This window comes from Clostridium sp. B9 (assembly GCF_050509515.1).
Classification (GTDB): Bacteria; Bacillota; Clostridia; order Clostridiales; family Clostridiaceae; genus Sarcina.
In genome coordinates, this window is sequence record NZ_JBNWKA010000003.1 from 2,060,241 (window position 1) to 2,080,768 (window position 20,528).

Consider the following 20,528-nt stretch of genomic DNA (forward strand, 5'->3'; position numbering starts at 1 on the left):
GACTAATAGGAAGATTGACTAAAAGTAATTGTAAGGTGGTGTTTAAAATAGCTATTAAATCTTATATAAGCATAATCTTATCTAAAATAACACAATTTATTTCAAAAAAAGTTTTTAAAGGTGGAACTAACTTTCCAGGTAAAGTTGCCTTAAAACTTGATAGAAATATTTTAAAAGTAGTTTCTGAAAACTATAAAGTAATATTAGTTACTGGAACAAATGGAAAAACTACTACTACTTCAATGATATACAATGTTTTAAAAGGTAGTGGGTTAGATGTTATAACTAATGCTACAGGAGCAAACCTTTATCCTGGAATAGTTAGTACATTTGTAGCTAATTATAAATTCTCTTCAAAAAAAGAGAGATATGCAGTAATAGAAGTTGATGAAGCTAACTTAAAATTCATAACTGAGTACATAACTCCAGAAATCATAACTGTAACTAATCTATTTAGAGATCAATTAGATAGATATGGAGAAGTATATACTACTTTAAGCAAGATATTAGAAGGAGTTGTTAAAGTTCCAAGTACTACACTTCTTTTAAATGGAGATGAATCTCTTCTTGGAAAACTTGAGGTTAAAAACCCAAAAGTTTATTACGGGTTTGAAGTCTCTCCAAATAATAATAAGAATATAGAAGTAAATGCAGATGCTAAGTTCTGTAAATTCTGTAAGCATCCATATTCTTACAACTTCATAACATATAATCATCTTGGAAGTTTCTACTGCCCTAATTGTGGATTCAAAAGAGAAAATTTAAAATATAAAGTTGAAGAAATAGTAGAACTTACTCCTGAAAGTTCTAAAGTTGTTATAAATGGTGGATTGTTTAATATAACTCAACCAGGTACTTATAATATATATAATGCATTATGTGCCTATTCTGTTGCAAAAGAACTACATATTAATGATGATGTAATTCAAAAATCATTTTCTAGTCAAAGTTCATCATTTGGTAGACAAGAAACTATTAAAATAGGTGACAAAGAAGCTAGAATAATATTAGTTAAAAATCCAGCAGGATATAACCAAGCTTTAGATACTCTACTTTTAAACTCTGAAAGTTTTTCAGCAGCATTTTTACTTAACGATAATTATGCAGATGGTAAAGATGTATCTTGGATATGGGATGTAGATTTTGAAAAGTTAAATACTATGGACTTAAATGAAATATTCATCTCAGGAATAAGAGCTTACGATATGGCTGTAAGATTAAAAATAGCTAATTTACCAGTTGATAAGTTTGTCATTGAAGAAGAATATGAAGGTTTAACAGAAGCCATCAAAAATTCTAAAGAAAATAAAGTTTATATTTTAGCAACTTATACAGCTATGATTAACTATAGAAAATACTTACATTCTAAAGGCTATATAGAGAAGCTTTGGTAATTTAAAGGAGAGATTCACATGGAATTAAATATATGTCACTTATATCCTGATCTTCTAAATGTATATGGGGATGTAGGAAATATTTTAATATTAAAACATAGAGCTGAGTTACGTGGAATCAAAGTAAATGTACTAAATGTTTCTATGGGTGATAAATTTGATAAAGATAACTATGACATAGTATTCTTTGGTGGCGGACAAGATTTTGAGCAATCTATAGTTTCAGATGACTTAGTTAACTTAAAAAAGGATGCTTTAAAAGAATATGTTGAAGAAGGGAAAGTTCTTTTAGCTATCTGTGGTGGCTATCAATTATTAGGTAACTACTACACTGCTCCTACTGGTGAAAAAATAGATGGCTTAGGAATTTTAGATATATATACAGAAGGTGGAGATACAAGATTCATAGGTAACACTGTAATTCATAATGATGAATACAATGAAACTTATGTTGGATTTGAAAACCACTCCGGTAGAACGTTTATTGGAAACCTAAACCCACTTGGTAAGTGTGTCCATGGTTATGGAAATAATGGAGAAAGTGGCTATGAAGGCTGTATTTATAAGAACACATTCTGTACTTATTTCCACGGTTCATTGTTATCTAAAAATCCTGAACTTGCTGATAGACTATTAACTTTAGCTCTTAGCAATAAATATGAAAATGTTAAATTAGAACCTTTAGATGATTCATTTGAATTAAAGGCTAAAGATATTATGATTAACAGATTAAATAATGAAAATAAGTAACTTTGAAAACAGAGATTTTATCTCTGTTTTTTTATTTAACTATCTATTCAATTAATTCTTTGCTTCTTTTTATTATTTTTTTACTTTTGATAATCATTTACGAGTATATTATTTAAGTGTAATTAGGAATATTACTCTTAATATATGGAATTCTAAAGATAAATAATTATAAGGAGATGATTATTTATGGAAAACACTTGGCCAAAACCAACATTAATTGTTAGTAAATGCTTAGGTAATACACCTTGTAGATATGATGGTGAAGCTACACCTTGTGGATTAATAAATAAGCTAAAATATTTTTCTAACATCATAGAAGTTTGTCCCGAAGAAGGTATTGGACTCCCTACTCCTAGAAATGCAATTAGACTCATATCCTCTTCTGATGATTCAGTAAACTTAATAGATCCTAAAACTTTAAAAGATTATACAAAAAACATGTGCGAATTTGCAAATGAAATGTGTATTCAATATGACACAATTTCTCCCAATGCATTTATACTTAAGGGACGTTCTCCATCCTGTGGAATTCAAGGAGTAAAAATATATAAAGGTACTGAAAAAGGAGCTGCCTCAAAAAAAGGAAAAGGAATTTTTGCTATGGAAGTTATGAAAAATTTCAAAAATATTCCTATTGAAGAAGAAGGTAGATTAAATAACTTTGATATAAGAGAACATTTTTTAATAAGAATATTTGTATTTGCCAAGTTTGACGAAATAAAAAATACAAATAAAATAAAAGACTTAGTAGAATTTCATTCTAAAAACAAGTTATTATTTATGGCATATAATCAAGTTGGTTTAAAAAGATTAGGAAATGTAGTTGCAAACCATTCCCATAAGGATATTAAAGAAATTCTTGATGAATATAATACAAATCTTATTCTTCAATTAAGAAAACAACCAAAATATACCTCTTTGATAAATACATATAATCATGCTTTCGGATATTTTTCAAATAATTTAAACTCAGAAGAAAAAGAATTCTTCCTTGAAACCTTAGATAAATTTAGACTTGGAAAAATTCCTAGAAGCGTTATAACAAATTTATTAAAAAGCTATGCTATAAGATTTAATAACGATTATTTATTATCTCAAAGCATTTTAGAGCCTTACCCTGAAGAACTATTAGATATAAGTGATTCTGGTAAAGGAGTTGTCAGAGACTAGCTATAGGTCATTATTTCCACTTATTATTTCTCTAATTATACACACTATATAAATGTAACTTATATAGAAGGTGGTGTTTATTTTGAAACGAAATGCAAGAGATAATTTTAAAATGGCCATAGATGAACTTTGTTCTTGTCAAAACCATTTAAATAATGCATATATGAATATGAATGAGAATGATAATAAGGTTGAAGTACATGCTGCTCTAAAAACAGTTGCTGCTGCCTTAGAATCTGCTCAAAATAACCTAAATAAATATGAAGATTAATCTTAGGAGGATTTAAAAATGGGTAATTCAAAGGTTAACATTAAAAGAGAGCTAAATTCAGCTGTCAAAAACGTTCTTCATGCTCAAGAGTATATGAATTTTGCTCTAAACACAGTAGAAAAAAATGATAATAAACAACTTATACAGAATACTTTAAATCAAATAAATAACTCTTTAGATTCTACTAAAACGTCACTGTATGGCTTTAAAAAAGATTAAATTATAAAAAATAGAATGAGCCAGGATATCCTGCTCATTCTATTTTTATAAGATATTTTTTTTCTAGAAACAGAGGTCTATATGATATTTTAGCTTTTCTTAATCCACTAATACCCAAATCCTCTTCTCTATTTATAAATTTTTGTCCATTACAACATAACTTTAAAGCCATGTTGTTTATGAAAGCATATGCCCCATTGAAATCTCTTAAGCATTTTTCCACATGAACTATATATACATTATCATTGAATATTTCTCCTATAGAGAAACCTATTAACTCTTTTCCACTATAAAGTTCTATAAGTTTAATATTTAACTCTTCTATATTTTTTAATAAATCTTCTATTGATTCAACTTCATACTCAAAATAGCAATCCTTATTTATGTGTTCCTTATTCCATCGTCCTAAAAAATCTCTATACTTTAACAAGCCACTTCCATTTATATTTTTTTCTATGACTTTTATAGAGTACTCATATTCCTTACAAAAACGATTTATTTTATTTCTTTTATTTGCATACTCTTTTCCTTTTAAATTTATAAGTTTGTCACTTTCATATATATAATCATAATGATTCTTCTCTTCTTCTATTGTTAATTTATCTCCATAAATCAACTGTAACCTGTTAATGAAAGATTTTGTAACATTTCCAAAAAGCCACGACATATTTTCCTTTCTTCTAACAACCTCTAAACATCCAACAAGCTTTACTAACTCTTTATCTGATATGCTTCCTATAGGTTCCATAAAAAACATTCCATAGTCCAAATCATATTTTTTGATAATAAAAGCATTATCAATTATTGCATATTGTAATAAATTAGCCTTTCTCCACATATATAAAGTTGAAAAGGAATACTCACAACTGAAAAATTTATTTTTATCAAGGAATTCGTAGTACACTTTTCTTTCTTTTATACCTATATTTTTAAACATTTTATCATCAACCTTGTTTTTTATTAAATATAATATGAAAACTTCCTCTAAGTTGTATATTATTTTTTATTTTTGTATTATAATTATATTTATTGGAAATAAAATCATAAAAATGTTATAATTTAAATAATATTACAAATTCTTTTGTGAAATAAAATAATAAAATTTCTCCACATTTTATTTATATTTATTTGATAATTTATATGTACATATTTTTATAATATTAATTTATTAAGTATAGTTGAGGTAATAAAATTGAGAAGTAAGAGATCAAACAAATCTAAACCACAAAAGATAGCTTTAAAGATTTTAATAGTACTTATAGTTTTATTTTTAATCTTAATCTCAGCAGTAGCATTTAAAACTTATTCAAGTAAAGACAGAACTTATGAAGGGATATTTGTAGAGGATATGAATATGTCTAATCTAACCCAAAAAGAACTTAAAAGTAAAATAAGTGATTATTATTCTAATTTACTAGACACTTTTAAAGTAACATTTACTTATAAAGATATGTTTAATGAAACTTTTTCTGCCAACGATTTAGGTTTCTTTTATGATTCTGATGAAATATCTTCTAAAGTATTTTCTTATGGTAAAGAAGGAAATATAATTGAAAATTCTTTAGATAGATTATCATTAAAGTCTAACCCAGAAAATTTTTCTTTTAAGGCAAAGTCAAATCCTGATGCTCTTAAAGAAAAACTATCTGAAATAAGCAGTAAGCTTGATAAAGAAAAAATCGAACCTGTAATTTCTTTCTCTGGAAGCTCTTTATCAGCTACTAAAGAAGAAATAGGTTATAAACTCGATTTAGAAAAGCTTTCAGAAGAAGTTGTAAAAGATATAGATTCACATAATCACGAAGAAATGAGTTGTTCTATAGAACTTCCAGTTGAAGAAGTTAAACCTGAGTTAACTCAAGACCTTGTAAGCAATATGGTTGTACTTGGTACCTATTCAACACCTCTGCCTGAATTAACTGGTGGACGTACCCATAATATAAGAACTTATTTAAGTAAGCTTAATGGCACTATTCTTATGCCTGGTGATGTTTTCTCAGCAGACAAAGAAGGCGAAGATAGGAATGAAAGTAATGGATACACATATGCTCCTGGTTTTATAAACAATAAGGTTGTTGATATTTTAGCAGGTGGTATATGTCAAGGAGTAACAACTCTTTATAATGCTGTTTTATATGCAGATTTAAAGATAGTTGAAAGAGCTCCTCATAGTTTACCAGTAACTTATGCTCCAATTGGAAGGGATGCTACTATGGCTAAAGATGTTGTTGACTTCAAATTCAAGAACAGTCTTAATAATCCAGTGATAGTTCAAACCTATATAAATAGTTCTGGACAAGTTGAAGCTACTATTTGGGGAATAGATGAACATCCTGAAAAAGAGATTGTTATAGATGTTGACCAACATGGTCCGTAAATCATCAACAACTTACAAAAACACTTATGAAAATGGAGTTTTAGTTAATAGAGAGGTTTTATCTAAGGATAAATATAACTAATTTCATTTAAATCTTAAAGCAATAAAAATCACATGTTAAATTAACATGTGATTTTTTTATAACCATATTTCATAAATATCTTGCTATTAAGATTGTATTTAAAGCTGATAGCATAAATATAATTTTATTTGTTGAATTTTTTTAATCCTTGTAAAAGATTATCATATTTTTTATGCTTCATTGTAGGGAAAGCTTTTAAAATTCTTCTTTGAACCAATCCATCTTTTCTTAATGATCTTACTCTATTTAATATTTCTTCTTTATTTTTTCCCTTGTTTAATTTACTTATAGCAAGGTCTAAATCCTTCTCTGTCTTCTCAATAAATGATATTCCAAGCTCTTCAAATTCATTAGCTAGTCCATTTAAATTATGAAGTTTTGAATTAAGTTTAAGCATAGTACTCACTGTAATTACAAAATCTACAAATATAGCTGTTGTTAACAATATTGTTATTAAAATTACCAATTCCTTTGGAAACTTACTAACCAAGTTGACTATAGCTGGATTTATGACTTCAACTAAAACAACTGATAATATTCCAAAAAGAGTTGAATTTAATAGACATACTCTTCCATGTATATTAAATTTATGATTTGAATAATCCCACCACTTTGTGTGAAATGAAACTTCTAAAATAACAGATGTTACATACTCCAATACAGAAGTTATTATAACTCCTAATATAAATACTAAAAATACATTATTTCTAAAATCATTCAAAAATGTTAATACAAATAAAGCTCCAAATCCATATACTGGACATAATGGTCCATTTAAAAACCCTCTATTCGTGAATTTATGATCTAATATATAACAATATATAACTTCACATATCCATCCTAAGAAGCTATATATTATTATATATAAAATTTTATATATAATGTTCTCCATAATAATTGTAAAAGTTATTCTTTTACACTCTCCCCCCTTTATTAATTATTTTCTAAGGCTTCAGCAGCTGGCGAAGCTATCTCCATACTATAAACTCCAAAGGCATCAACAGATGTTATATTCACTATAACCTTTCCATCTGCTCCTGGCTTATAATATCCTGCTAATATCTCTTTATGATAGTTACCTGCAATATCAGTGTAATACATAACCAAATTTCCAGCCTCTTTTGTCTTAACAACTAAATCTTTAGATTTTCCAGCTTCTATCCCACTAACCTTAATATTATCACTAGTTCCTCCCGAACTTATCTCTAATCCATTTATAGTTTCATTTGTCTCATTGTTTATTACAACATGAAACTCAGATTTATTTTTTATAATGTAAACTCCAAAAGATAAACCTAAGACTAATAATAAACCTAAAACTATTATAATCTTCTTTTTCATATGCTTTTCCCTCTCTATTTTTTAATATATCGTTAACATTATTATACTATAAAAACTTTAAAACAATCTATATTAAAAGGATATGAGAAAGCCACCCTATTTAAAAGGTGGCCTATAAATTATTTGTTTTTCATTTTCTTTTCATAATTGTGATAAAGTATAAATGCTATTATAGCAAATACTATAGGTTCAGTTATTTGGAATGCCATAGCTACATAATCCTTATCATCTATTACAGGTTTTATGATTGTGAAGAAGTTTGCAAAACCAATTGTTAAAGTTACTATTACAGACCATACTACTGAAGCCTTATATGATTTATACATAACGAATGGCTTCTCAATGTTTTCCTTCTTCTTAAATGCTGGAAAAGCTCCTGATAAGAACATATATGGAATTGTCATAGCAACATTACCCATTAATATTAAATAACTAAAGAATTTATTTGCAGACTCTCCACCAAATGAAGCAGTTAGTATGAATATAACAACAACTACACATTGTACCCACATTGCATTTACAGGCATGTTATTTTCATTTAACTTTGTCCATTTTTTAGGCCATATTTCTTTTGGAGTTCCTTCTATTAACTGTTTGATCGGTGCGTAACTTAAAGTGAAGAATGCTCCCATTAAAGCTAGCATCATTGAAAGCCCTATATATCTTGCAAACCATGCTCCTAATTGAAGTGAAGCTTGTGTACTTATTCCAAAAACATGTCCAAGTTGAACGCCTAGATTTTGAATAACTACATATGCTACATTAGCTAAGTTTACATCATTACCTGATAATACTTCTTGCCAATTTGTAAATAATCCAACACAAAGTATTCCAACAGCATATCCAACAGCTATTATTATTGAAGCTATCATCAATCCTTTTGGGAAGTTTTTCTTAGCATCCTTAGTTTCATCAACTAATCCACTAACAGCTTCTAATCCACCATAAGCAAAAATTGCAAAAACTAAAAATCCTAATACACCTATTGGTGATTGATATGAAGGGTTTGGAGCATGTACAAACGCTTGTACTGTTATAGGTTCTGCTGCTTTAAATCCATTGCTGGCAAAAACAATTATTGCTCCTAATATAAGTACTATGTTTGATAATGCAACAACAGTTCCTCCAATAGAAGTTACCTTTGTTATACTCTTTAATCCTTTAGATGCTGCATAAGTAATAATCACTATAAGAATTGATCCTAAAACTGCCATAGTTTGAGGAACAGTTAATCCAAATAATGACCATGTACTAGTCATGTCTTTTCCATATATAACGTTAGAGAAAGGAATCCATATTGATGATGAGTTGCTTACCATCCATATTAGGTTTGATGAATACCACATAAATGTAACTATGAAAGCATATTTAGGTCCTACTGACTTAGCCATCCATGAGTATATTCCACCTCTTTCCTTTCTAAATGCTGCTCCATACTCAGCCATCATAAAAGCATATGGTATTGAAAATGCTAAAGCTGAAATTATATACCATGGAATAGCCCCGTATCCCATTAAATAGAATGCTTTTGGCATATTAGCAAATCCATATACTGATGTGAAAATCATTAATATAAGCGCTGTTAAAGACAGTTTACTTTTATGTTCTGAGCTCATATTTTTCCTCCTTGGTTAAATTGTTAAATTATATCGTATACTTATACGCATAGTATAAATACTATCATATTTTTTGAATATTTTAAATATTTTTTAGTTGTTATAATAACAATTTATTAAAATTTAGTTAACATTTTATTTTTTTTATAATATTGATATAAATTTCTATTCTTTTTTATTAATTATTCTGTAAATTAGTTGCAAATAAAAAAGCACAAATGTTTTTTATATCCACTTGCGCTTTTTTATTTATTACACTAAATCCAAATTTCTTTCTTTTATTTTCCAAAACACTATAGCAGCTATTAAAAGAGTTAAACAAAAACTTGTGTAAACCCAGAATAAGGGATTACTCATACTTCCAATTAATATTATTAACGAACCAATTGTAGCTAGTATTGGATTAAGCATTCCTCTCCAAATTCCTTTTATTTCACCACTTCTTCCCATCCTAAATACTTTTAAGTATAGGAAGACATATAAAACATAGTTTATCGTTATTGATATCTCTGATATATCTGAGTTTGGTAATACACCAAACTTTTGAGTTAAATAATGAATTACTACCCAGAATAATACTACTATTAAACCTACCATAGCTGAATTTACTGGTATACCAACCTTTTCATTCATCTTTGATATCTTATCTGACTTTGGAAACATTCCTCTAATTGCTAATGAATAAGGTAATCTTATCATTCCCATTAAAAGCCCATTAACTGTTCCCATAATTGATATTATTACAAATACTATAAATATCTTAGCACCCATAGGTCCCAATATTCTATTTGCAGCTAAATCAACATGAGCATCTCCTAGTTCCATAACCATTTCTGGACCTATAAATGTACTTATTCCTATAAAATACGCTATATACATTATAAGTATAAATAATGGTGCTATAATCAAAGCCTTAGGCAAGTTTTTCTTAGGATCTTTAATCTCATGCCCTATAGCAGTAGCAACAATCCATCCATCAAAAGAAAATGCTATAGGTGCTATAGCAGAAATCCACCCTAAAGATTGCATATTTGTAACATCAGTTGGAGAAATCGTCTTTGGATCTCCATAAGCTATCCCAACTACAGCTATAAGTATTAATGGTATTAACTTTATTACTGTAGAGGCATTTTGAAAATATCCTCCTGCCTTTGCTGATAGAACATTAAATATAAATAAAATTCCTATTACAGCCAGTCCTATTAGAATTTGAATCTCTAAAGTTCCTTCAATTCCAAATAATATACAAGTATATATTCCTGTTACCCATGAAACAACAGCTATAAGAGTTGGATAATATAAAAATGTATGAAACCATCCAAACGAACAAGCTACTGATTTATTATATGATTCCTCAGCATATGTAACTATTCCCCCAGCCTTTGAATTTCTTGAAGCTAATTCTGAAATTGTAAGACTGCCAAATATAATTCCCATTGCTGCTATGGAGAAAACTAATACGCCTAAGCTTATGCTTCCTCCTGTAGCAACAAGTATGTTATCACTTTTAAAAAATATACCTGATCCTATAACTACCCCTACTATCATTCCTATAGCCGTAAATAATCCATACTTATTATTATTCAAATCTATTCCCCCAATCCTATGAATTTTTCAGCATTTTTAGTAATAACAAATCATTCCTAAAAAGAAGTTTTTTTTAATATATCATAAATAGTTAATAAAGGTAAATATCAATTTATAAATTTTAATTAATAAAACCTAAAAAATTATTAATTTTACTTTTTGTTAACAAAATAAAAAAATTTAATTTTATCTTCATTGTAAGAATTTCTGTGCTATTTCTCCAAAATATGTTATATTATTATTATAAATGACTTAGCGGGGTGATATTATGGCAGCAGGAAAAACACATGACAAAATTACGGTTATTATGACCCCTTTTGTAGCTTCATTTTTTCTTTTTATAAATATGATTCTATTAAAGGACTTAGGAAGCAGTATAGCATTCACTATTTTAGGCGTGTCCGTTTATATGTTTGGTGGATACATGTTTTCAGGAGACCTAGATATTAATAGTCGTGAATTTAGAAGATGGGGATATTTTAAGTTTATTTGGATACCATACCAAAAACTTTTTGAACATAGAAGTGTATTTACACACGGATTTATATTAGGACCTATAATAAGAATACTTTATGTATCTGTTATACCTATAACTATTTCTTCAATACTTTATTCATTTTCTATAATAAATCTTTCAACACCTAACCTTATTAAAACAACATTTAATTTCATATTAGAAAATAAAATATTATTCTCTAATATTTTATTAGCTTTATTCATAGGTTCCGGTCTTCATACTATAACTGACTTAATATATAGCTATTTTAAAAAGAAATTTTCTTATAGAAAAAGAAAGAAAAATAATTCTAAATATAAAAAGAATAAAAGAGCTCTTAGAAGAGTTGCTTGAACTTAAAAAGACTAGCATGATGCTAGTCTTTTTAAGTTATAGGTAATTCAATTATAAAATTGCAACCACTTAATGGAGCATCATCTAAATAAATGCGTCCATCATGCTTGTCTACAATTTGTTTTGTTATTGTAAGACCTAAACCAGAACCCCCTTTTTTTGAGTTTCTTGATTTTTCTCCTCTTACAAAAGGATTAAACATGTTCTTTTTAATATCATCACTTAATCCAATACCATTATCACTTACCGTTATTCTTGCGATGTTATCTTTTATATACAAAGACACTAAGAACTCAGTTCCCTCTTTATTGTATTTTACACTATTGATTATTAAATTTCCTATAGCTCTCTCAAGCTTCTTTTCATCAAATTCTAAAAATACTGCCTCATCACATATCTCAAAGTCAAAATCAAATTCTTTTTCTTCTAAAAGATATATATAATCAGCTATTACATTCCTTAAAAACTCGCTTAAGTCTTGCCTTTTCTTACTTAGCATAAACTCTGAACTTTGAAGTGTATAAAACTCAAAAAGTTCCATAATCATTTCATTAGCTCTTTCTCCATTGCTTTCTATAATATTTATATATTTATTGAATGTTTTATCATCTAAATCTCTACTCTGCTTTAATATATTAGAATATCCAACTATGCTTGATAAAGGCGTTTTTAAATCATGTGCTATGTTCCTTACAAACTCCTTCCTAAGCTTTTCCGAATTTTCTTTCAACTTAGTTTCTTTCTCTATTTTAGATGCCATATTATTAAAAGCATCTCCAAGTTCTTTAAATTCATTCTGTTTTTCTATATTTATTCTTGTTGAATAATCACCAGATGTTAATTTTCTAACCCCATTCATAAGTTTTTCTAAGGGTTTAGTAAATGTTCTAGATGTTAATTTAGAATAAATTATTAAGCTTATCAAGAATATAATTATATAAATAATCCCAACTGAATATACAAATACCTTAACTCTTATTCTAGGATTTTTTACAAACATATCAACAAACTCATCCTTAGGAATTCTAGTTAGCACAAAGAAATGTCCTTTTTTACTATAGCCAATTGATAAAACATAATCCTCATCTTCGTTATTACCATTAATCTCGTTAACTAAAATCTCACCAAACTCTTCAGTTGAATATCTCTCCTTATTTATCTTTGGTGTTCCTAGGACTTTTATAACATTTAAATTATCATCTATTATTTCTATCCATCCATTATTTTTAGTTATATAATTTTCATTTATACTATTGTAATCTTCGTTTTCTATATCTCCTAATACAATCTCAGCACTTTCATTCTCTAGAGAATCTCTTTTGATATATAAAAATCCACCAACTACAAGGGAAATAATTAAAAGTGCTATGGTTATTATAGTTATTATTAAAAATACCTTAAGATAATTTCTTAAAAGTATATTTGACACCTTATGTCTTCCTTTATTTATATTTAAATTAATTTTTTTCAAATCTATATCCTATCCCTCTTATTGTTTTTATTTTAGCAGGACTTTTGGGATCATCTTCTATCTTTTCTCTCAAATGACTTATATGTACCATTATTGTATTGTCATCACCTAAGTAATCCTCTTGCCATACATTTTCATATATCTGCTTTTTAGTAAATACTCTTCCTAAGCTACTCATAAGCATTTCTAGTATTTTAAATTCTTTTGCATTTAAAGAAATGCTTTCTCCATTTCTTTTTACTGTACAACCTTCCTTATCTAACTCTAAATCACCAGCTTTTATTATTTCAATTTCTCCAGAATATCTATAACATCGTCTTAAATTAGACTTTATTCTTGCCATAAGTTCTACTGGTCTAAAAGGCTTTATGACATAGTCATCAGCCCCTAAGCCTAATCCTAATATTTTATCATCATCTTCTATTTTAGCAGTCAAAAAAATAACCGGTATCTGACTCCATTCTCTTAATTTTTTAAGAAGATTAAATCCATCTAATCCATCCATCATAACATCTAATAATGCTAAATGTATATTTTCTTTTTTTAATATATCTAAAGCTTCCAATCCATTTGTAGCTTTGAAAACGGTGTATCCTTCCTTAACTAAATGTAATTCTAAAAGTTCTCTTATATCTTGTTCATCTTCTGCAATTAAAATGTTCATAAATAACCTCCAATAAAATTCTTAACTCTATTATAATATTAAATATTATATTTACTAAACTTAATTTAATATTATTTAAGGTACTTTTAAGGAAAATTTCTCTCTAAAATAAATTTCTGCTTAAATACCAATAAAAATTAATGCTCACTTATAATAAAGAGAAAGTAAAAAGAGTACATTTTGTATTAAAATGTACTCTTTTTATTATTTAATAAACTCACTGCTTTAGTAAATACTCACTTAGCTTTGCATTAGCAAGCATTAATTTTATTCTATTTTCTTGATTTACCTTTGTTGAAGATGGATCATAATCAACAACTACTATATTAGCTTCTGGATGTTTTTCCATTATACCCCTAATCATTCCTTTACCAACTATATGATTAGGAAGACATCCAAAAGGTTGAGCACAAACTATATTGTTAACCCCACTATTTATAAGTTCTAGCATTTCAGCTGTCATAAGCCAGCCCTCTCCCATTTTAACGCCTCTTCCAATATACTCTTCAACAGAATTTTTTAATTCCTTAAAGGAAGCAGGTGCTCTAAATGTTGAGTATTTTTTTATTGATTTTATCATAATATTTTGTAAATGCTCTAAGTAAGTACACCCACACTTTGTTAACTTACTAGAAAATTTCTTCATTCCATATAACTTCTTATCTATTTCAGCATTTGATAGGCAATACATAAAGAAATCCATAACTCCAGACATAACAACCTCTGCATTATCTTCTCTTAAAAATTTCTCTAAATCATTATTTCCTAGAGGAGAATATTTAAGATAAATCTCTCCAACTATACCAACCTTAACCTTTTCCATTTTTTCCAATTCCAACTTAGAAAAATCTTCTATTATCTCTTTATATATTTTTCTCATTTTAAGATAACCTAAGCCATCAAACCTAGTATTTAGTTCTTCTAGCCATTTATTTAAAAGTCTATCGGTAGCCCCCTTTTCTAACTCATAGGATTTACACTGATTATACATATACATTAACAAATCACTATAATAAAGGGAATATATAGCCTTAATTGTTAGACTTGGGTACATTTTAAATCCTTCATGCTTTTCTAAACCACTAGCATTTAATGATATTACCGGCACATGCTCTAAATTATTTTCTTTCAAGGCTTTTCTTAATAAATGAATATAATTTGAAGCACGGCATCCGCCACCTGTTTGACTTATTATTAAAGCTGTTTTATTAGGGTCATATTTCCCACTCTTTATTGCATCCATAAGTTGTCCAATAACAATCATAGCTGGATAACATATATCATTATGAACACTTTTTAACCCTTCTTCTATGGCACTATTTGTATCTCCATTAAAGAACTCTAATTTATATCCATAGTTCTTCATTATTTTTGATATAAGTTCAAAGTGTATAGGCAACATAGTTGGGGCTACAATAGTATGAGTTTTTTTCATTTCTTTAGTAAATTCTGCAAATCCATTATTATTTATTATTTCCATTAAATCACCTATTCCTGTGCTATAGCCTCTAGTAAGCTTCTAATTCTTATCTTAGCGGCTCCTAAATTGTTAGTTTCATCTATTTTTAATTGAGTATATATCTTATTGTGACTTTCTAATATATCTTTAACCTCATCTGAAGTTATAGCATCCGTTCCACATCCAAATGATACCAATTGTATAAGCTCCATATTATTATTTTTAGCAACAAAACTTGCAGCATTATATAATCTTGCTTGATATGTCCATTGATTTAATATATTAACTTTTGGTTTCTCATGACTAAGTTCTATAGAATCTTCTGTTAAAATAACAACTCCTAATCCACTTAATGCCCTATCTATTCCATGGTTTATCTCTGGATCTACGTGATAGGGTCTTCCTGCTATAACTATTATATTCTTACCATTTTCATTAGCATACTTTATATACTCTGCACCTTTTTCTTTAATGTCTTTAGTATAGTTTTCATATTCTAAATAAGCTTTTTCTAGTGCATTTTTCACTTCTTTACGCTTAATATTTCCAAAGGTTCTATTTAAAATTTCATAAAGTCTTTTTGCCAGTAGTTTTTTATTATTTAAGCTTAAATAATCCATTATGAAATTTTCTTCACTAAGCTTGCCAATATTAGTTTTAAGAAGTTCTGGATAATATGCAACTACAGGACAATTAAAGCAATTATCTGAAATTCCCTCATCAAAATTATAACTCATGCAAGGATAGAAAATATAATCTATTTCTTTCTCTAATAGATTTTCAATATGACCATGTGCTAGTTTAGCTGGATAGCATACAGTATCTGATGGAATTGTATGTTGTCCTTTTAAGTACATCTTCTTATTAGATGAATCTGATAACTTAATATTAAATCCAAGTTCTTTAAAGAATGTAGCCCATAGTGGAAGATTTTCATACATATTTAAAACCATTGGTATTCCTATAGTTCCTTTTGATTCCTCACTAATTGATTCATAGCTTCTTATCTTATTATATTTATATTCATACATATTAGGTATTTTGTCTTCTATTTTATTTCCAGTCGGTCTTTGGCATCTATTACCTGATATATATCTATCTCCTTCATTGAATATATTTATAGTTAAATTACATCTATTAGTACATAATCCACATTTAGCAATCTTCGATTTATGTGTAAAACTCTCTAATTCTTCTTTAGATATTATACCACTCTTTCCTTTACTCTTTCTTTTAGCATAAAGTGCACATCCATATGCACCCATAAGTCCAGAAATATTAGGCCTTATTACATCCTTTTTAAGTTCTTTTTCAAATGCTCTTAAAATAGCATCATTATACATAGTTCCTCCCTGTACAATAATGTTATCTCCAAGTTCTTCTACACTTCTAGCTCTTATAACCTTATAAAGCGCATTTTTAACCACACTTACAGAAAGCCCTGCTGATAAATCTTCTACAGTAGCACCTTCTTTCTGTGCTTGCTTTACTGAAGAGTTCATAAAAACAGTGCATCTTGATCCTAAATCAGCCCCTTTTTTTGCAAATAATCCAAGCTTTGAGAATGTTTCAACATCATATCCCATCTGATTTGCAAAACTCTCTATAAATGAGCCACACCCAGACGAACAAGCTTCGTTTAACATTATATTTGTAACTATACCATCTTTTATTTTAAAGCATTTTATATCTTGTCCACCTATATCTAGTATAAAATCTACTTTAGGATTAAAATGACTAGCTGCTATATAGTGAGCTACAGTTTCTACTATTCCATAGTCTATTGAAAAAGCTCTTTTTATAAGTTCTTCTCCATATCCTGTAACAGCACTTCCAACTATTTTTATCTTATCCTTGCATATATTATAAAGATTCTTTAATTCACTTCTTAAAATCTCAACTGGATTTCCTTTGTTTGACCCATAATATTCATATAAAATATTATTTTCTTTATCAATTAATACAACTTTAGTTGTTGTACTTCCTGCATCAATTCCTATGTAAGCATCTCCACTATATGACTCTATATCTTTACAATTGACTTCAGCCTTATTATGCCTTTCTATGAATTCTTTATATTCATCCTCATCTTTAAATAAAGGATCAATTGTATTAATAGTGGCTATTTCTTTATGTTCTTTATTTATAATCTTTAAAAGTTCCTCATATGTATATGTTTCTTTTTCTTCTTTAGAATATATTGCGCTACCAATAGCTACAAAAACCTGAGCATTCTCAGGAGAAATTGCATTTTCATCACTTAATTTTAATGTTTTTATAAATCTTTCTCTCAGTCCTTTACAAAAATATAAGGGACCTCCTAAAAACATTATTTTTCCTTCAATAGTTCTTCCCTGGGCTAGCCCACCAATTGTTTGATTTACTACTGACTGAAAAACACTAGCTGAAATATCTTCTTTTTTAGCTCCTTGATTCAAAAGTGGTTGAACATCTGTCTTTGCAAAAACCCCACATCTTGAAGCTATTTCATATATATTTTCGTGCTTTAAGCTAAGACTATCCATTTCATCTACAGTTAGTCCCATTAAGTGAGACATTTGATCTATAAAGGCTCCTGTCCCACCTGCACAACTTGAATTCATTCTTTCCTCAAATCCACCAGTCAAGAATATTATCTTTGCATCCTCTCCACCAAGTTCTATAGCTGCATCAACATCACTATAATATTGTTTTATAGCAAGAGTGGTTGCAAAAACTTCTTGAACAAATGGTAATTTATATTTACTAGCTATTCCATATCCTGCTGAACCTGTTATAGCTATTTTAAAACTTTCATCACCTATTATATTTTTTATATTATTTAATTCTTCTATTAACTTTTCTCTCACCTTTGAAAAGTGTCTCTCATAATTTGAATAAATTACTTTATCGCCTTTATCTAAAACTATACATTTCAAAGTTGTAGAGCCTGCATCAATCCCTATTTTATAATACAAGTTAGCTTCACCTCTTTATTGATTAATTGATATAATCTTATTAATATATCTTCCAAAATATGAATAATTAACGCAAATTCAGTTCATACTATGTTAACTCTTTATTAACTATATCATAAAATTTTAATTATATCATCTGAATAAAACTTCTAATAATAAACAAAAATCAAATTTAATCTTAAAATTAATTAATATTCTCTTTAATCTATCAATTATATATGTCCTGTAAATATATGCATAAAAAATAACAGTTATTAGGAAATTCCTAATAACTGTTATTTTTATTTATCTTCTTTTCCCTCTTGAGCTATTTTTTCTACTTACTCCTTTTGAAGAACCTCTTTGCTTTTTGCTATGTGAGTTCTTTTTCTTTGGAGTTTCTTCTTCAAATCCTCTACCTTGTGAAGATTTTCTTCCGTCTCTTCTGCCATTATTTTTGCCATTATTTTTGCCATGAGTTTTACTATTTCCGTGATCTCCATGGTTTCTATAATGATTATTTGACCCTCTACTATTTTTATCTCTTATTAAGCACTTAGGGCCATTTCCTATAAGATCTTCTCTCCCAGCTCTAACTAATGCATCGTAAACTATATTGTAGTTCTTTGGATTTTTAAATTGAAGTAATGCTCTTTGCATAGCTTTTTCTTCTTTGCTTCTAGGTATATAAACCTCTTCCATTGTTAATGGATCTAATCCTGTATAGAACATCGTTGTTGATGCAGTACCTGGAGTTGGATAGAAATCCTGTACCTGTTCTGGTTGGTAATTTATATCTCTTAAGTATTCAGCAAGCATGATAGCATCTTTTAATTCACAACCTGGGTGACTTGACATTAAGTAAGGAATTATGTATTGCTTTTTACCTAATTTTTCAGTAATTCTAAAGAATTTTTGTCTAAACTCTTCATAAGTTTTACCAGCTGGTTTACCCATGTATTTTAAAACATTTGGAGATACATGCTCTGGTGCAACCTTTAGCTGACCACTTACATGATGCTCAACTAGTTCTTTAAAGAATGTATCATTCTTATCAGCCATTATGTAATCATATCTTAACCCTGAACGTATGAATACTTTTTTAATTCCAGGTAACTTTCTAACTCTTCTTAATAAATGAAGGTATTCTTTATGGTCTACTTCCATGTTTTTGCATATACTTGGTTCCATACATTTCTTATGCTTACATGCACCCAATGTTAACTGCTTTTTACATGCTGGCTTTCTAAAGTTAGCTGTAGGACCCCCTATATCATGTATATATCCTTTAAAGTCTTCATACTTAGTTATGCCTTCTGCTTCTTCTACTATAGATTCTTCACTTCTACTAGTAACAACTCTTCCTTGGTGGAATGTTATAGCACAGAATGAACAGTTTCCTGAGCATCCTCTTGAACTTACTAAGCTAAACTTAACCTCTTCTATTGCTGCAATACCACCATCTTTTTCATATACAGGATGGTATGTTTTCTGATATGGAAGAGCGTAAACTTTATCTAACTCTTCTCTGGATAGCGGCATTTGAGGTTTATTAACAACAACATACTTTCCATTATGTTCTTGAACTAAAGTTTTTCCTCTTACAGGGTCTTGCTCCTCATATTGAGTTCTAAAGCACTCTGCATAAGTTCTCTTATTTTCTGCCACCTCTTTAAACGAAGGAAGAACTATATGTTCTTCATAGATTTCGTCTAAACTATCTGCTATATAACACGTACCTGGTATATGTCTTATGTATTTCCCCTCAAATCCTTGATTTAAAAAATCAGCAACTTCTACTATTTGCTTTTCACTCATTCCATAAATTAAAAGATCTGCTCCACTATCAACTAATATTGATTTTCTTACTTTATTTTCCCAATAATCGTAATGAGCAAATCTTCTTAAACTAGCCTCAATTCCACCAATTACTATATTGACATCCTTGTATGCTTCTCTTATTTTATTACAATAAACTATTGTAGCTCTATCAGGTCTCTTACCCATTTCCCCCTTAGGAGTGTATAGGTCTTTCTTTCTTAACTTTTTACTTACTGTGTAGTGATTAACCATAGGGTCCATATTTCCACCGTTAACTAGAAATCCAATTCTTGGTCTACCTAACTTTTTAAAATCATCTACACTTTTCCAATCTGGTTGAGCTATTATTCCAACCTTATATCCTGCATTTTCTAAAACCCTAGAAATAATTGCAGTTCCAAAACTGTGATGGTCTATATATGCATCCCCTGTTACAAGAACAAAGTCACACTGATCCCATCCTCTTTCTATCATATCATCTTTGCAAATTGGCAAAAACTTATTTTCACTCATTTCTTCA

17 protein-coding genes are annotated in these 20,528 nt (G+C 28.5%); 7 read left to right on the forward strand and 10 right to left on the reverse strand.

All coding sequences use genetic code 11. The features are described from left to right. Positions 1–38 precede the first annotated feature (38 nt). From ACQZHJ_RS09330 to ACQZHJ_RS09350, 5 genes are all read left to right on the forward strand, one after another. Positions 39–1,394 carry a MurT ligase domain-containing protein gene (locus ACQZHJ_RS09330; RefSeq protein WP_430486883.1) on the forward strand — a complete coding sequence of 452 codons (1,356 nt, stop codon included), beginning with the start codon at positions 39–41 and terminating at the stop codon, positions 1,392–1,394. An 18-nt stretch (positions 1,395–1,412) separates the two neighbouring features. Beyond that, positions 1,413–2,144, forward strand: a complete 732-nt coding sequence (locus ACQZHJ_RS09335; protein ID WP_430485283.1) for a type 1 glutamine amidotransferase — start codon at positions 1,413–1,415, stop codon at positions 2,142–2,144. A gap of 186 nt (positions 2,145–2,330) precedes the next feature. Beyond that, on the forward strand, positions 2,331–3,314 hold the full coding sequence (locus ACQZHJ_RS09340; protein ID WP_430485284.1) for a YbgA family protein: 984 nt from the start codon (positions 2,331–2,333) through the stop codon (positions 3,312–3,314). Positions 3,315–3,387: 73 nt separating this feature from the next. Continuing rightward, entirely contained in the window at positions 3,388–3,585 is a 198-nt protein-coding gene (locus ACQZHJ_RS09345) for a hypothetical protein (protein ID WP_430485285.1), read from the forward strand. An 18-nt stretch (positions 3,586–3,603) separates the two neighbouring features. Beyond that, positions 3,604–3,804, forward strand: coding sequence for a hypothetical protein (locus ACQZHJ_RS09350; RefSeq protein ID WP_430485286.1), 201 nt, complete (start codon positions 3,604–3,606; stop codon positions 3,802–3,804). A 34-nt stretch (positions 3,805–3,838) separates the two neighbouring features. Here ACQZHJ_RS09350 and ACQZHJ_RS09355 read toward each other — a convergent pair whose 3' ends face one another. Further along, the gene (locus ACQZHJ_RS09355) at positions 3,839–4,741 is read right to left on the reverse strand and encodes a DUF2156 domain-containing protein (protein ID WP_430485287.1); all 903 of its coding nucleotides are present in this window, start codon (positions 4,739–4,741) and stop codon (positions 3,839–3,841) included. Positions 4,742–4,996: 255 nt separating this feature from the next. On the opposite strand from ACQZHJ_RS09355, the gene ACQZHJ_RS09360 reads away from it, so the two are divergent. Beyond that, on the forward strand, positions 4,997–6,181 hold the full coding sequence (locus ACQZHJ_RS09360; RefSeq protein ID WP_430485288.1) for a VanW family protein: 1,185 nt from the start codon (positions 4,997–4,999) through the stop codon (positions 6,179–6,181). Between the two features lie 206 nt (positions 6,182–6,387). On the opposite strand, the gene ACQZHJ_RS09365 is transcribed toward ACQZHJ_RS09360, so the two are convergent. The 4 genes from ACQZHJ_RS09365 to ACQZHJ_RS09380 form a co-directional block, all read right to left on the reverse strand. Further along, positions 6,388–7,155, reverse strand: coding sequence for a putative ABC transporter permease (locus ACQZHJ_RS09365; RefSeq protein WP_430485289.1), 768 nt, complete (start codon positions 7,153–7,155; stop codon positions 6,388–6,390). Between the two features lie 41 nt (positions 7,156–7,196). Next, a complete protein-coding gene (locus ACQZHJ_RS09370; RefSeq protein ID WP_430485290.1) occupies positions 7,197–7,604 on the reverse strand; it encodes a hypothetical protein in 408 nt (135 codons plus the stop codon). 119 nt (positions 7,605–7,723) lie between these two features. Beyond that, complete coding sequence (gene yjeM / locus ACQZHJ_RS09375) at positions 7,724–9,220, reverse strand: glutamate/gamma-aminobutyrate family transporter YjeM (protein WP_430485291.1); 1,497 nt, start codon at positions 9,218–9,220, stop codon at positions 7,724–7,726. Between the two features lie 252 nt (positions 9,221–9,472). Further along, positions 9,473–10,807 carry an APC family permease gene (locus tag ACQZHJ_RS09380; RefSeq protein ID WP_430485292.1) on the reverse strand — a complete coding sequence of 445 codons (1,335 nt, stop codon included), beginning with the start codon at positions 10,805–10,807 and terminating at the stop codon, positions 9,473–9,475. Positions 10,808–11,075: 268 nt separating this feature from the next. Between ACQZHJ_RS09380 and ACQZHJ_RS09385 the strand changes: the two genes are divergently transcribed. Then, entirely contained in the window at positions 11,076–11,657 is a 582-nt protein-coding gene (locus tag ACQZHJ_RS09385) for a metal-binding protein (RefSeq protein ID WP_430485293.1), read from the forward strand. 31 nt (positions 11,658–11,688) lie between these two features. On the opposite strand, the gene ACQZHJ_RS09390 is transcribed toward ACQZHJ_RS09385, so the two are convergent. The 5 genes from ACQZHJ_RS09390 to ACQZHJ_RS09410 form a co-directional block, all read right to left on the reverse strand. Continuing rightward, positions 11,689–13,086 (reverse strand): HAMP domain-containing sensor histidine kinase, encoded by a 1,398-nt coding sequence (locus ACQZHJ_RS09390; protein ID WP_430485294.1) that lies wholly within the window; start codon positions 13,084–13,086, stop codon positions 11,689–11,691. A gap of 28 nt (positions 13,087–13,114) precedes the next feature. Next, positions 13,115–13,792 (reverse strand): response regulator transcription factor, encoded by a 678-nt coding sequence (locus tag ACQZHJ_RS09395; RefSeq protein ID WP_430485295.1) that lies wholly within the window; start codon positions 13,790–13,792, stop codon positions 13,115–13,117. 217 nt (positions 13,793–14,009) lie between these two features. Beyond that, positions 14,010–15,272, reverse strand: coding sequence for a 2-hydroxyglutaryl-CoA dehydratase (locus ACQZHJ_RS09400; RefSeq protein WP_430485296.1), 1,263 nt, complete (start codon positions 15,270–15,272; stop codon positions 14,010–14,012). Positions 15,273–15,280: 8 nt separating this feature from the next. Next, a complete protein-coding gene (locus ACQZHJ_RS09405; protein ID WP_430485297.1) occupies positions 15,281–18,208 on the reverse strand; it encodes an acyl-CoA dehydratase activase-related protein in 2,928 nt (975 codons plus the stop codon). A 285-nt stretch (positions 18,209–18,493) separates the two neighbouring features. Further along, the gene (locus ACQZHJ_RS09410; RefSeq protein WP_430486884.1) at positions 18,494–20,521 is read right to left on the reverse strand and encodes a YgiQ family radical SAM protein; all 2,028 of its coding nucleotides are present in this window, start codon (positions 20,519–20,521) and stop codon (positions 18,494–18,496) included. Positions 20,522–20,528 lie beyond the last annotated feature (7 nt).